This window comes from Streptomyces sp. NPDC098781 (genome assembly GCF_044759995.1).
Taxonomy (GTDB): domain Bacteria; phylum Actinomycetota; class Actinomycetes; order Streptomycetales; family Streptomycetaceae; genus Streptomyces.
In genome coordinates this window covers 746,258-758,999 of the sequence record NZ_JBIWAK010000003.1, presented here as the reverse complement: position 1 = coordinate 758,999, position 12,742 = coordinate 746,258, and the positions used below count along the sequence as shown (strand labels likewise).

14 protein-coding genes are annotated in these 12,742 nt (G+C 72.3%); 8 read left to right on the top strand and 6 right to left on the bottom strand.

Annotated elements, in window-relative coordinates; genetic code table 11:
* Positions 1–4: 4 nt before the first annotated feature.
* Entirely contained in the window at positions 5–463 is a 459-nt protein-coding gene (locus ACIQWG_RS15175) for a MarR family winged helix-turn-helix transcriptional regulator (protein ID WP_404095059.1), read from the bottom strand.
* Between the two features lie 225 nt (positions 464–688).
* On the opposite strand from ACIQWG_RS15175, the gene ACIQWG_RS15170 reads away from it, so the two are divergent.
* Positions 689–1,048, top strand: coding sequence for a hypothetical protein (locus ACIQWG_RS15170; protein WP_404095057.1), 360 nt, complete (start codon positions 689–691; stop codon positions 1,046–1,048).
* Positions 1,049–1,064: 16 nt separating this feature from the next.
* Here ACIQWG_RS15170 and ACIQWG_RS15165 read toward each other — a convergent pair whose 3' ends face one another.
* Positions 1,065–2,057, bottom strand: a complete 993-nt coding sequence (locus ACIQWG_RS15165) for a helix-turn-helix domain-containing protein (RefSeq protein WP_404095056.1) — start codon at positions 2,055–2,057, stop codon at positions 1,065–1,067.
* Positions 2,058–2,160: 103 nt separating this feature from the next.
* A complete protein-coding gene (locus tag ACIQWG_RS15160) occupies positions 2,161–3,138 on the bottom strand; it encodes an alpha/beta hydrolase (RefSeq protein WP_404095053.1) in 978 nt (325 codons plus the stop codon).
* A 266-nt stretch (positions 3,139–3,404) separates the two neighbouring features.
* Between ACIQWG_RS15160 and ACIQWG_RS15155 the strand changes: the two genes are divergently transcribed.
* Entirely contained in the window at positions 3,405–4,286 is an 882-nt protein-coding gene (locus ACIQWG_RS15155) for an LLM class F420-dependent oxidoreductase (protein WP_404095051.1), read from the top strand.
* A 9-nt stretch (positions 4,287–4,295) separates the two neighbouring features.
* On the opposite strand, the gene ACIQWG_RS15150 is transcribed toward ACIQWG_RS15155, so the two are convergent.
* Positions 4,296–4,514 carry a hypothetical protein gene (locus tag ACIQWG_RS15150; RefSeq protein WP_404095050.1) on the bottom strand — a complete coding sequence of 73 codons (219 nt, stop codon included), beginning with the start codon at positions 4,512–4,514 and terminating at the stop codon, positions 4,296–4,298.
* A 115-nt stretch (positions 4,515–4,629) separates the two neighbouring features.
* Here ACIQWG_RS15150 and ACIQWG_RS15145 point away from each other — a divergent pair, with 115 nt between their 5' ends.
* Positions 4,630–5,535, top strand: coding sequence for a LysR family transcriptional regulator (locus tag ACIQWG_RS15145; RefSeq protein WP_404095048.1), 906 nt, complete (start codon positions 4,630–4,632; stop codon positions 5,533–5,535).
* Between the two features lie 60 nt (positions 5,536–5,595).
* On the opposite strand, the gene ACIQWG_RS15140 is transcribed toward ACIQWG_RS15145, so the two are convergent.
* Entirely contained in the window at positions 5,596–6,159 is a 564-nt protein-coding gene (locus ACIQWG_RS15140) for an NADPH-dependent FMN reductase (RefSeq protein ID WP_404095045.1), read from the bottom strand.
* Between the two features lie 100 nt (positions 6,160–6,259).
* Here ACIQWG_RS15140 and ACIQWG_RS15135 point away from each other — a divergent pair, with 100 nt between their 5' ends.
* The 4 genes from ACIQWG_RS15135 to ACIQWG_RS15120 all read left to right on the top strand — a co-directional run bounded on the left by ACIQWG_RS15135 (position 6,260) and on the right by ACIQWG_RS15120 (position 10,759).
* Complete coding sequence (locus tag ACIQWG_RS15135; protein WP_404095044.1) at positions 6,260–6,934, top strand: TetR/AcrR family transcriptional regulator; 675 nt, start codon at positions 6,260–6,262, stop codon at positions 6,932–6,934.
* A gap of 46 nt (positions 6,935–6,980) precedes the next feature.
* Positions 6,981–8,027 carry a LacI family DNA-binding transcriptional regulator gene (locus tag ACIQWG_RS15130; protein WP_404095042.1) on the top strand — a complete coding sequence of 349 codons (1,047 nt, stop codon included), beginning with the start codon at positions 6,981–6,983 and terminating at the stop codon, positions 8,025–8,027.
* Positions 8,028–8,111: 84 nt separating this feature from the next.
* Positions 8,112–9,290 (top strand): 4-hydroxybenzoate 3-monooxygenase, encoded by a 1,179-nt coding sequence (locus tag ACIQWG_RS15125; protein ID WP_404095041.1) that lies wholly within the window; start codon positions 8,112–8,114, stop codon positions 9,288–9,290.
* 32 nt (positions 9,291–9,322) lie between these two features.
* The gene (locus tag ACIQWG_RS15120; RefSeq protein WP_404095038.1) at positions 9,323–10,759 is read left to right on the top strand and encodes an aldehyde dehydrogenase family protein; all 1,437 of its coding nucleotides are present in this window, start codon (positions 9,323–9,325) and stop codon (positions 10,757–10,759) included.
* An 8-nt stretch (positions 10,760–10,767) separates the two neighbouring features.
* Here the strand turns inward: ACIQWG_RS15120 and trxA are convergent, their stop codons facing one another.
* On the bottom strand, positions 10,768–11,154 hold the full coding sequence (trxA, locus tag ACIQWG_RS15115) for a thioredoxin (protein ID WP_404095035.1): 387 nt from the start codon (positions 11,152–11,154) through the stop codon (positions 10,768–10,770).
* 122 nt (positions 11,155–11,276) lie between these two features.
* On the opposite strand from trxA, the gene ACIQWG_RS15110 reads away from it, so the two are divergent.
* A complete protein-coding gene (locus ACIQWG_RS15110) occupies positions 11,277–12,704 on the top strand; it encodes a dihydrolipoyl dehydrogenase family protein (RefSeq protein ID WP_404095034.1) in 1,428 nt (475 codons plus the stop codon).
* Positions 12,705–12,742 lie beyond the last annotated feature (38 nt).

Below are 12,742 nucleotides of genomic sequence, written 5' to 3'. Positions count from 1 at the left end.
CGTCTCAGACGGGTACGCGAAGTGTCTCGACGGCCCTGACCAGCGGGGCCAGTTCGGGATCCTTCGCGGCCTCGTCGAGGGCCTCGCGCAGCGCCGACTCATTGGTCGGGCGGGCCTCTTCCAGGAGCTTGAGGCCTGCTTCGGTGACGTCGGTGTAGATGCCGCGGCGGTCGGTGGGGCAGAGGTAGCGGGAGAGCAGCCCGCGGTCCTCCAGGCGGGTCACGAGCCTGGTGGTGGCGCTCTGGCTGAGCACGACGGCGTCGGCGACCTGCTTCATCTGGAGGTGGCCGCCTTCTCCGTTGTGCTGGCGGCTGAGGACGTCGAGCAGGGAGTACTCGCGCACGCTGAGGTCGTGCCCGGTCTGTAGGGCGCGCTCGATGTGCGTCTCGATCCTGCCGTGCAGCAGAGAGAGAGCGCACCAGCCCTGGGCGAGGGCGGTGAGTGCGGGGTCCGTGGCGGTCATGGCGCCGGTGTCCTCCGTCCAGAGATGGATGACACCCAGGATAGGGCATCGGCGAAATTTCCCGCGAATGCGTTTATTGGGCGCGTGCAAGTGGCTCGGCGCGTGCAACTGGCTGGTCGGGTGCGTGGGTGCGTCGGGTGTCTCGGGTGCGTCCGGTGCCTTCAGGTGCCGTGCCGCCGAAAACTCCGTCGCCGCCCTCAGGTGGCATGGCTATCGTCAACGCCCATGATCAGCCGACCCGCCTCCTCCACCACGACCCTGTGGCGCCCCACCGGCCCCAAGGAGCTGGACCTGGTCCGCGAGCTCAACTGGCGCGCCTGGCCCCCGCGGTTGCCCGAGCAGCCGATCTTCTACCCGGTGCTCAACGAGGACTACGCGGTCAGGATCGCCCGCGACTGGAACGTCAAGCACGACGGCGCCGGCTTCGTGACCCGCTTCGAGGTCGAGTCGGATTTCCTGCGCCGGTACCCCGTCCAACAGGCGGGTGGCGAGACGATCCTGGAGCTGTGGGTGCCCGCCGAGGAACTGGACGCGTTCAACGCCCACATCGTCGGCACGATCGAGGTCGTGCACGAGTTCCGGTGACGGCGGGCCCGCGCGACTAGCAGCGCGTCAGATGCCGCATCGCCAGCGCCAGCCCCAGCCGGAACCGGCCCTGTGGGGTGCGCAGGGGCCAGCCCAGCAGATGCTCGGCCTGTGTCAGGCGCTCCTGGAGCGTGGAGTGGTGGACGTTGATCTCGACCGCCGCCGCTCGCAGACTCGCCGTCCCGGCGACGGCGTGCAGGGTGCCGAGCAGCCAGGGCGTGGCCGAGGCGGCCGCCTCCAGGGCCTGTACGTCCGGGGGCGGTTCGGCACCCGGCGTGACCAGGTCGGCGAGCAGGGCGATGCCGCCCAGTTCAGCGGCGTGGACCACGCGGGGGCCGGGGTCCTGGGTGGTGCCCTCGGCCGTGAACCGAAGGGCGACGCGGGCCTCGGACCAGGAGCGCGGCAGGTCGAGCACCGGCACGGCCGGCCCCACCCCCACGCGGCCGACGGGCAGTTCGGCGGCCGACTGTGCCGCGACGATGCGTGGGCGCCCGTCCGACGGAGCCAGGACGCGGGCCGGCGCGGCGGTGTCGAGTCCCAGACGCCGGGCCGCGTGCAGCCGTGCCGACTCCGTAGCCGTGGCGTCGAGGACGGTCTCGACCAGCGCCGGGTCGTCCGCGGGGGCCTTCCCGCGCGTCCGGTCGAGAACCAGCCGTATGACCCCGGCGGCGCGCTCCAGGATCACCGCGTCCACGACACTGGGCTCCGCCTGCTCGGCCCGCTCCAGCCACAGCGCCGGCGCACCGCCGGGCATCAGCGCCACCGAGGGCCACGCGGGATCGGGCGCCGTACCGCTCTCCTGCCGCGTCCCGTCGGGCTCGACCCGGACATGGACCCGGCGGTCCGCGTCGACCAGCCGGGCCGGCACCCCGGCGAGCACGGCGGCTCCGCGCACCAGCGTCTCCAGTCCGGCCCGTGTCTCGGCGAGCCGATCGAAGTAGGCGATGACCCGGACCGCGGCACCGGCATCCGGATCGAGCGCGGTCAGGCGCCCGGCCAGCTCTTTCATAGGCCAATGGTGCGGTATGCGGTCAAGAGGCAACCCCCCTCGCACCTACCCGCGCCCGCGACACCCCACGGCCTGGCGGACGATCAGGCGCCACCTGGCGTCTTCACCGGCTCAACAGCCGCCGCAGCCAGCCCAGATGCGCGGCCCGGCAGGCCTGCGAAACGGCGGCCTGAGGCGCGAATCCGTCGAATCCGTGGAAGCCGCCGGGCCACACATGCAGCTCGGCGACGCCACCGGCCTGCCAGAGCCGGGAGGCATACGCGACGACCTCGTCACGGAACGTCTCCGCCGAGCCGACGTCCAGGAACGCCGGCGGCAGTCCCGTCAGATCCTCGGCACGGGCCGGTGCCGCGTACCCGGGCACGTCGGCCCCACCCCGTCGCTCGCCGAGCAGCGCCGTCCAGCCGGTCTCGTTCGCCGTGCGGTCCCAGACGCCGAGGCCTGTCATCTGGTGGGTGGACGGACTGTCGTTGCGATCGTCCAGCATCGGGCACATCAGCATCTGACCGAGCAGCTCCGGACCCTTGCGGTCCCGCGCCAGCAGAGCCAGCGCCGCGGACAGCCCGCCGCCGGCGCTCGCCCCGGCGACGACGATCCGCGCCGGGTCGCCCCCGAGTTCGGCCGCGTGCCGCGCGGTCCACTCCAGACCGGCGTAGACGTCCTCGATCTGCGCCGGATACGGGTGCTCCGGCGCGAGCCGGTACTCCACGGACACCACCACCGCGTCCAGTTCCCTCGCCCAGGCCAGGGGCGCGTCGACGCCGACGCGGTTGTTGCCGAGGATGAGGCCGCCGCCGTGGACGTGATAGATCACCGGCCGCGCGACCGCGTCCACCGGAGCGACCGGCCGGCAGACGAGCAGGGAGATCTCGGGCGCACCAGGGGGACCCGGCACCGTACGGTCCTCGACCTCGAAGAAGCCGTCCAGGGTCAGATCGAGCTCGGCCAGCAGCTGGATCCCGGCACCCCGGCGGACATCGGCTATCCCGTCCATCGTCAGTCCGGGCGAGACCACGTCCTTGATGAGTTCCAGCGCGGCGGCGAGCTCGGGATCGAACGGGGGTGGCGGGGCCTGGGTCATGGCTTCTCCTCGGACAGGGGCACGACGTGCCCGGCGGCTCTGCGGCCAGCATCCGCGCACCGGACCCCGGCGGAGGGCCGCCGTTCGGCGGTACCTGCCCGCCGCCCGGCGGGTGGCACCTCCGTGCCCCGGAGCTTGCCAGACGCCCCGTCGTTCACCGGTCCTCGGTGGCGGTGGCCGACTCGCGCACGGGCTTGACTTCGAGAGCGCTCCAAGTTCTAGCGTCATAGAGGTCCGTGCAAGGTCCCGGTGAACGGAGACGAGACATGCGGGTCGGCGTGCACATCAACCGGTTCGACCATCCCGGAGGAGGTCCCGCGCTCGGCCCCGAACTCGCCGCCGCGGGTGCCGCCGCCGAGGAGGCCGGGCTGAGCTGGCTTTCGGTGATGGACCACTACTTCCAGATGGAGTTCAACGACCGCGCCGAGGACCCCATGCTGGAGGCGTACACCACCCTCGGCTACCTCGCCGGCCACACCTCGACGGTCCGCCTCGGCGCGCTGGTGACCGGCGTGACCTACCGCCACCCCGGCCTGCTCGCCAAGATCGCCACCACGCTGGACGTGCTGTCCGGCGGCCGGGCCACCCTCGGGATCGGCGCCGCCTGGTACGGGCGCGAGCACGAGGGGCTCGGGGTGCCCTTCCCGCCCGTCGCCGAGCGCTTCGAGCGGCTGGAGGAGACCCTGCGGATCTGCCTTCAGATGTGGGACCCGGCGGCCGACGGCCCGTTCGAGGGCCGGCACTTCCGGCTCGCCGAGACGCTCTGTGTCCCGCCGCCGGTCAGCACCCCGCACCCCGAGATCATGATCGGCGGGGGAGGGGAGAAGAAGACCCTGCGACTGGTCGCCCGGTACGGCGACGCGTGCAACCTCTTCACCACCTCGCCCGAGGAGGTCAGGCACAAGCTCGACGTGCTGCGCGGCCACTGCGACACGGAGGGACGCGACTACGACGAGATCCGCAAGACCGTCGTCTACTCGGGCGAGGCCGCCACGGCGGGCGACCTCGACGCGTTCACCAGGGACATCGCGGGCTACACGAAGCTCGGCATCGACACGGTGATCCTCGGCCCGCGCACCGGCGAACCGGCCGCGTTCATCGAGAACTTCGCGGCGCCCGCCGTACCGCGGCTGGCCGGTCTGGACTGACCGGAGCGGTCACCGGCACGGCGATTTCGTCGGGCTGCCGGTGGGCCGGCTGCGGGAGACGACACGCATGCCGCCGGCGTCCACGGCTCGGACCTGGAGCGAACCGCAGGCGCACCGCGTCCACACCGTGCTGCCCGCCGCGGTGCCGTGCCGGGACACGACCTGGTAGGGCTCGGCGGCGTCGGGCCACCCGCAGTGCGGGCAGACGATGCCGGTCGTGCTGGTCATGGCGACTCCTCGTGACTCGTGGCTGGTTCGACCGTCGCGACACAACCAAGGGTGCGATGCGCCTTCGTACACGTCCAGGTTGACTTTCTGGACCTCACCTTGAAGCGTGGGCTTCATGATTGACCTGCGCCGACTGCACGTACTCAGGGCCGTGGCGCACTACGGCACGGTCACCGGGGCCGCCCGCGCCCTGCACTTCACCCCGTCCGCCGCCTCCCAGCAGATCCGCCAGCTGGCCCGTGACCTGGGCGTCGACCTCCTCGAACCGCAGGGCCGGGGGGTGCGCCTGACCGCGGCGGCCGAGAGTCTGCTGGCACACGCGGACGCCATCCAGGCCCGCTGGGAGGCGGCCGAGCTCGATCTGCGGGCCGAATACAGCGCCCCCTCGGGGCAGTTGCGCATCAGCGGCTTCTCGACGGCCGTGTCCGTGCTGCTCGCGCCGATGGCGGTACGGCTGCGGGAGCGGTATCCGCGGCTGACCGTACGCATCCAGGAGACGGGTGTGCCGGAGAGCTTCGACCTGCTCTTCGAGGGGAAGGCCGACCTGGCGGTGGTGGAGGTGTCCCCGCACAACCCGCCGCTCAGCGACGCGCGCTTCGACCAGCAGCCGCTGCTCGACGACCCGTACGACCTCGTCGTGCCCGACGGTCACCCGCTGGCCGGACGCGAGGGGGTCGACCTGGCGGAGGCGGCGCACGAGCAGTGGATCGCGCCCATGCCGGACAGCCCCTGCCGGCCGCATGTGATGTCGGCGTGCGGGGCGGCCGGGTTCACCCCGGACGTGATTCATCACGCGCTGGACTGGAACGTCACCGCGCACCTGGTCGCCCATCGGCTCGGCGTAGCCCTGGTCCCTCGGCTGGCCCGGCTGACCGAGCAGCTGCCGATCACCCGGGTCCGCTGCGCGGGCCAACCGCACCGCAGGGTGCTGACCTGCACCCGCCGGGGCGGACGGGAGCGTCCGGCGGTGGCGGCGGCGCTGGCGGAACTGCGGGAACTGGCGCCGACCGCGGTGGCCTGACCCACGAGGAGGGGCCGGAGCGCTTGGCTCCGGCCCCTCCTCGATACGTCCGCCCGGCTGTCAGGCGGCGACCACGTCGCCCGCGTGACCGTGGACGCGCGCGATGACCTCGGTCAGCTGGGCGGCGACCTCGGCGTCGTCGACCGGGTGGGTCTCGGCGAAACGGGTCACCGAGCCGGGGATGGACAGCTTGACGTCCTCCAGCACCTTGCCGCCGGCGATGCCCACGGCCTTGCGGGTCTCGTCCTGCGCCCACACGCCGCCGTACTGGCCGAAGGCGGTACCGACCACGGCGACCGGCTTGCCGCCGAAGGCGCCCTGGCCGTAGGGGCGGGACAGCCAGTCGATGGCGTTCTTCAGCACGGCCGGGATCGTGCCGTTGTACTCGGGGGAGAAGAGCAGGAACGCGTCGGAGGCCTGCGCGGCCTCACGCAGCTTGGCCGCGGTGGCCGGTACGCCGCCCTCGACGTCGATGTCCTCGTTGTAGAAGGGGATCTCCGCCAGGCCCTCGAACAGCACGACCTCTGCGCCCTCGGGGGCGAGCTTGACGGCGGCCTCGGCCAGCTGACGGTTGTGCGAACCGGCACGAAGGCTGCCGACGAGCGCGAGGATGCGAACAGACATGCGAACTCCAAGGGTGCTGAAACACTGCCGTTACGATCCGGACCGAGGTCCGTTTGCCTTTCTAGCATCCTAAGCGGACCGCGGTCCAGTTTCATTCCCCATGCTTTACTCTGGCTTCATGTCCGCCGCCCTGCCGCCCTTCCCGGAGCCCCAGGAACCCCTCGACGCGCCCCAGCTGCTGGAGGTCGGCTCCGCCCCCGAGGAGCCCTGCCTGCGCGCCGACGCGGCCCGCAACCGAGCCCGGCTGCTAGAGGCCGCCGCCCGGCTGATCGCGGAGCACGGCGCGGCCGGCGTCACCATGGAGGCCGTGGCCGCGGCCGCCGGGGTGGGCAAGGGGACGGTCTTCCGCCGCTTCGGCGACCGCACCGGCCTGCTGATGGCGCTGCTGGACCACTCCGCGCGCACGCTCCAGGCCGACTTCCTCGGCGGCCCGCCGCCGCTGGGCCCCGGCGCGCCGCCGGTCGAGCGGTTGCGCGCGTTCGGCGTGGCCGCGCTGTACCGCTCGGCCGAGCAGCTCGATCTCCAGCTGGCGGCGCAGTCCGATCCGTCCCGCCGTTTCGCCCACCCCTCGTACCGGGCGCTGCACACCCACGTCACGATGCTGCTGCGCCAGATACACCCCGACGCCGACTGCGAGCTGCTCGCCCAGACGCTCATGGCGTACCTCGACCCCGCCCTGATCAACCACCTGACCCGGCAGTGCGCGATGCCCATGGAGCGGCTGGAGAAGGGCTGGGGCGACCTGGTCGACCGGATGGCACGTACACCGGTCTGAACGGGCGAGGACCCTCAACGGAGTTGCGTACACAGGTTCTGCAAGGATGCGGTACGTCATGGTGCAGATACCGAAAACGCCCGCGCCCGCTTCCTCCGCAACGCGCTCGGTACCCACGAGCGCCGACGTGGCCCGCCTGGCCGGCGTCTCGCGCGCGACCGTCTCCTACGTCCTCAACAACACCAGCGCCGTCCGGATCAGCGAGCCCACCCGCCGCCGGGTCCACGAGGCCGCGAAGGAACTCGGTTACGTCCCGCACGCCGCGGCCCGCAGCCTGCGCGCCGGGCACAGCCGTATGGTCCTGATGCCCGCCCCGAGCTTCCCGATCGGCTCCCTGTACGGGCAGTTCCTCAGCGACCTCCAGCTCGCCCTCGGCCGCCTCGACTACACGGTCGTCCAGCACGGCAGCGTCGGCCTGCACGGCGACGAGGCCGCCCGCGCCTGGGCCGAGCTGCGACCCGTCGCCGTGCTGGTCTCGGGCTGCGGCCTCGGCCCGAAGGGCGTGACGGTGCTCAAGCGCTCCGGCGCCCGGGCCGTGGTCAGCCTCGGCCCCGAGTCCGTCGAGGGCGCCCACGCCCTGCTGATGGACTACGAGGCGGTCGGCCACTGCGCGGGCAGCCACCTGTACGCCCGCGGCAGGCGCCGCATCGGCGTCGTCGTGCCCGCGGAGCAGGGCCTGGAGTCCTTCTCCGCGCCCCGGCTGGAAGGCGTGCGCCGGGCCCTCGTCGGCACCGACGCGACCGTCACCGAGCTGCCCCTCGCCTACGAGGAGGAGCCCGCCGCGCGACTCGCCGCCCGCTGGCGCGACCTCGGCCTCGACGCCGTGTTCGCCTACAACGACGAGTACGCGATGCTGCTGATGCGCGCCTTCCAGGACGCCGGCGTCCGGGTCCCCACCGACGTGGCCGTCATCGGCGCCGACGACCTGATGCTCGGACGGCTGCTGCGGCCCAGGCTGAGCACCGTCCACATCGAGCTGCCGTCCGGCCGCGACCTCGCGGAACTGGTCGACCGCGCCGTACGCAACCCCGGGACCGCGCCCGAGACGCACAAGGTGCTGGGGGCGACGGTGGTGCAACGCGAGTCCAGCTGAAACCCGTGGGCCGGTCCGGCGCCGCCCCTCGGACAGGCCCCGGCGGCCCGGCCGACGTACCGTCGAAGCCAGGGAGGCGTGGGAATGCGCACGACGGTCGGCATCATCGGCGGGGGCCCCGCCGGGCTGCTCCTCGCCCGGCTGCTGCACCGCGCGGGCATCGACTGCGTGGTGCTGGAGGCCAGGACGCGGGAGTACGTCGAGCAGCGCCAGCGGGCCGGAATGCTGGAACAGGGCACGGTCGACGCGCTGCGCGAGGCCGGCGCCGCCGACCGGCTGGACGCCGAAGGGCTGGTCCACCAGGGCATCGAGCTGCGCTTCGACCGGGAACGTCATCACATCGACTTCCCGGCCCTGACCGGCGGCCGTACGGTGACGATCTACGCACAGACCGAGATCGTGAAGGACCTGGTGGCGCTCCAACTGGACGGCGGACCACCGCTGTTGTTCGAGGCCGAGGCGTTCGCCGTCGACAGGCCGGAGAGCGCCACGCCGGTCGTACGGTTCCGGCACGACGGCCGCGAGCAGACGCTGACCTGCGACTGGGTCGCCGGCTGCGACGGCTTCCACGGCATCTCCCGGGGGGTGTTCCCCGAGGGGAGCACCCGCTCGTACGCCCGCGAGTATCCGTACTCCTGGCTCGGCATCATGGCCGAAGTCGCCCCGTCCTGCGACGAGTTGATCTACGCGCGCGGCGAGCGCGGCTTCGCGCTGCACAGCATGCGCTCACCGACCGTCTCCCGGCTCTACCTCCAGGTTCCCAACGGCACCGACACCGAGGACTGGCCCGACGACCGCATCTGGGACGAGCTCGCCGCACGTTTCGCGATCGACGCCGACTGGACCCTGTGCCGTGGTCCCGTCACCGCCAAGTCCGTGACCCGGATGCGTAGTTACGTCCACGAGCCGATGCGCCACGGCCGCCTCCTGCTGGCCGGGGACGCCGCCCACATCGTGCCGCCCACCGGCGCCAAGGGCCTCAACCTCGCGGTGTCGGACGTACGGGTGCTGGCCCGCGCCTTCATCGCGCTGCACCGCACAGGGGACACACAACTTCTCGACAGGTACTCGGAGTTGTGTCTGCGCCGGGTGTGGCAGGTGACCCGGTTCTCGGACGACATGACTAAGATGTTGCACGCTCAACCAGACGGGGATGCGTTCGACCACCGGATGCAGCTCGCACGTCTGCGCCGGATCACCGCATCCCGCTACGCGGCCGCCGAACTGGCGGTCAACTACTCGGGACTTCCGCTCCCCCCGTGAGTCCCGCCCGGTGATCGAACGGAGAGTCGTAAATGCCGTTGCTCGACCCCAAGGCCTGGCAGCCCCGCTCCCTGTCGGGAGACGAGTACGCCGTCACCGAGCCCGCCACCGGCGACACACTCGGCACCGTCACCCTGGCCACCGCCGAGGACGTCGGCACGGCGGCCGAGGCCGCCCGCGCCGCCCAGGCCGAGTGGGCCCGCCTCCCGCACCTCGTCCGCGCGGGAGTGCTGCGCAAAGCCGGCGACCTGTTCGCGGCACACGCCGACGAACTGCGCGAATGGCTCGTCCGTGAATCCGGCTCGATACCCGGCAAGGCCGACTTCGAGCTGCATGTCGCCTCCCAGGAGTGCTACGAGGCCGCCGCGCTCGCCTCCCGGCCCGCCGGGCACGTCCTGCCCAGCGAGGTGCCCAGGCTGTCGTACACGCGCCGCGTCCCGGTGGGCGTGGTCGGTGTGATCGCGCCGTTCAACGCCCCGCTGATCCTGTCCATCCGCTCCGTCGCCCCCGCCCTCGCGCTCGGCAACGGGGTGCTGCTGAAGCCGGACCCCCGTACGGCGGTGTGCGGCGGTCTCTCGCTGGCCGCCATCTTCGCGGAGGCCGGTCTGCCCGAGGGGTTGCTGCACGTCCTGCCGGGCGGTCCCGAGGCGGGTCAGGCGCTGGTCGAGGACCCACGGGTGCCCGTCATCTCGTTCACCGGCTCCACCACCGCGGGCCGGGCCGTGGGTGAGGCCGCCGGGCGTCATCTGAAGCGGGCGCATCTGGAGCTGGGCGGCAACTCCGCCCTGATCGTGCTGGAGGACGCCGACATCGACGCGGTGATCTCCACGGCCGCCTGGGGCTCGTTCTTCCACCAGGGCCAGATCTGCATGACGACCGGCCGCCACTTGGTCCACCGGTCCCTGTACGAGGACTACGTCGAGCGGCTCGCCGCCAAGGCCGACTCCCTCGCCGTCGGCGACCCGCACCGCGCGCAGGTCCACCTCGGTCCGCTCATCGACGCCGGACAGCTGGGCAAGGTGCACGACCTGGTGCGCTCCAGCGCCTCCCGGGGCGCCAAGCTGGCCGCGGGCGGCACTCACGAGGAGCTGTTCTACCGGCCGACCGTGCTCGCGGGCGTCGACGACGACACCCCGGCCTACACCGAGGAGGTCTTCGGGCCGGTCGCGCCGATACGCCCCTTCAGCACCCCCGACGAGGCCGCCGCCCTCGCCGCCGCCGGGCCGTACGGCCTCTCCCTGGGCATCGTCACCGGCGACACCGCTCGCGGCCTCGACCTGGCCGAGCGGATCCCGACCGGCATCGTGCACATCAACGACCAGACCGTGAACGACGAGGCCGTCGCGCCCTTCGGAGGCGTCGCCGCCTCCGGCACCGGCGCCCGCTTCGGCGGCGAGGCCAACCTGGAGGCCTTCACCGACGTGCGCTGGACGACGGTGCGCGGGGACGTGGCGGCCTACCCCTTCTAGAGGGGGCCTTACTGGCCGTTCTGCTCGGCCTGGGCCTGCTGGGACTCCACGGCCTTGCGGACCTCGTCCATGTCGAGCCCACGGGCCTGCCCGATCACGTCCGTCAGGGCGGCCTCGGGCAGGGCACCCGGCTGCGCGAACACGGCGACCCGGTCCCGGACGATCATCAGCGTCGGGATCGACTGGATACCGAAGGCGGCGGCCAGCTCGGGCTGCGCCTCGGTGTCCACCTTGCCGAACACGAGGTCCGGGTTCTCCTCGGCGGCCTTCTCGTAAACGGGGGCGAACTGACGGCACGGCCCGCACCAGGACGCCCAGAAGTCGATCAGGACGAAGTCGTTGTCCGTGACCGTCTGGTCGAAGTTCTCCTTGGTGAGCTCCACGGTGCTGCTCATGGCGTATGTCCCTCTTCCTGGTATCGGGGGTGAGGCCGTCGTCGACAACACGACCGTACGGTCACGTATTCCGCGCACGTACCCGTGTGGCCACTCCGCACACCACCCGCAAGACTGACCTCATGACGGAAACGGATTCCATCGCTTACGACGTGGTTGTGCTCGGTGCCGGACCGGTGGGGGAGAACGTGGCGGACCGCACCTGTGCGGCCGGTCTCTCCACCGCGGTCGTGGAGAGTGAGCTGGTCGGCGGCGAATGCTCGTTCTGGGCGTGCATGCCCAGCAAGGCACTGCTGCGCCCGGTGATCGCCCAGGCCGACGCCCGCCGCCTGCCCGGTCTCAGGCAGGCGGTGCAGGGGCCCCTGGACACGGCCGCTGTCCTCGCCCGGCGCAACTACTTCACCGCGGACTGGAACGACGAGGGCCAGGTCGAGTGGCTGAACGGCATCGGCGCTCACTTCCACCGCGGCCGCGGCCGCCTCGCCGGGCCCCGCACCGTGGAGGTGACCGGCCCCGACGGCGAACGGCAGGTGCTGACCGCCCGGCACGCCGTCGCCGTGTGCACCGGCAGCCGGGCCGCACTGCCGGACCTGCCAGGGCTGGCCGAGGTCAAGCCCTGGACCAGCCGCGAGGCCACCAGCGCCCAGTCCGCGCCCGGCCGGCTGGTCGTGGTCGGCGGGGGAGTGGTCGCCACCGAGATGGCCATGGCCTGGCAGGCCCTCGGCTCACAGGTCACGCTCCTCGTCCGCGGCAAGGGCCTGCTGAACCGCATGGAGCCCTTCGCCGGCGAACTGGTCGCCGAGGGGCTCACCGAGGCCGGGGTCGATGTCCGCACCGGCACCTCGGTCCAGTCGGTGACCAGGGAGAACGGCACCGTTGTGGTCGTCACCGACCAGGGCGGGCGGATCGAGGCCGACGAGATCCTCTTCGCCGTCGGCCGCGCGCCGCGCACCGACGACATCGGCCTGGACACGGTCGGTCTGGAACCCGGCTCCTGGCTCCAGGTCGACGACAGCCTGCGGGTCACCGGCAGCGACTGGCTGTACGGGGTCGGCGACGTCAACCACCGAGCCCTCCTCACCCACCAGGGCAAGTACCAGGCCCGCATCGCCGGTGCGGCGATCGGCGCGCGAGCCGCGGGTGAACCACTGCTGGACGCCGCCTGGGGTGCGCACGTGGCCACCGCCGACCACGGCGCCGTCCCCCAGGTCGTCTTCACCGACCCCGAGGCCGCCGCCGTGGGCCTGTCCCTCGCGGAGGCGGAACAGGCCGGTCACCGGGTCCGCGCCGTCGACCTCGACATCGCGGTCGCGGGCTCGTCCCTGTACGGCGACGGCTACCGCGGGCGCGCCCGCATGGTCGTCGACCTGGAGCGCGAGATCCTCCTCGGCGTCACCTTCGTCGGCCCCGGCGTCAGCGAGCTGATCCACTCGGCGACCATCGCGGTCGCCGGCCAGGTGCCGATCAGCAGGCTGTGGCACGCGGTTCCGTCGTATCCGACGATCAGCGAGGTGTGGCTGCGGCTGCTGGAGGCGTATCGCGACAACTGACGCACGGCTCGCGACAACTGACGTACAACGCCGGCCCG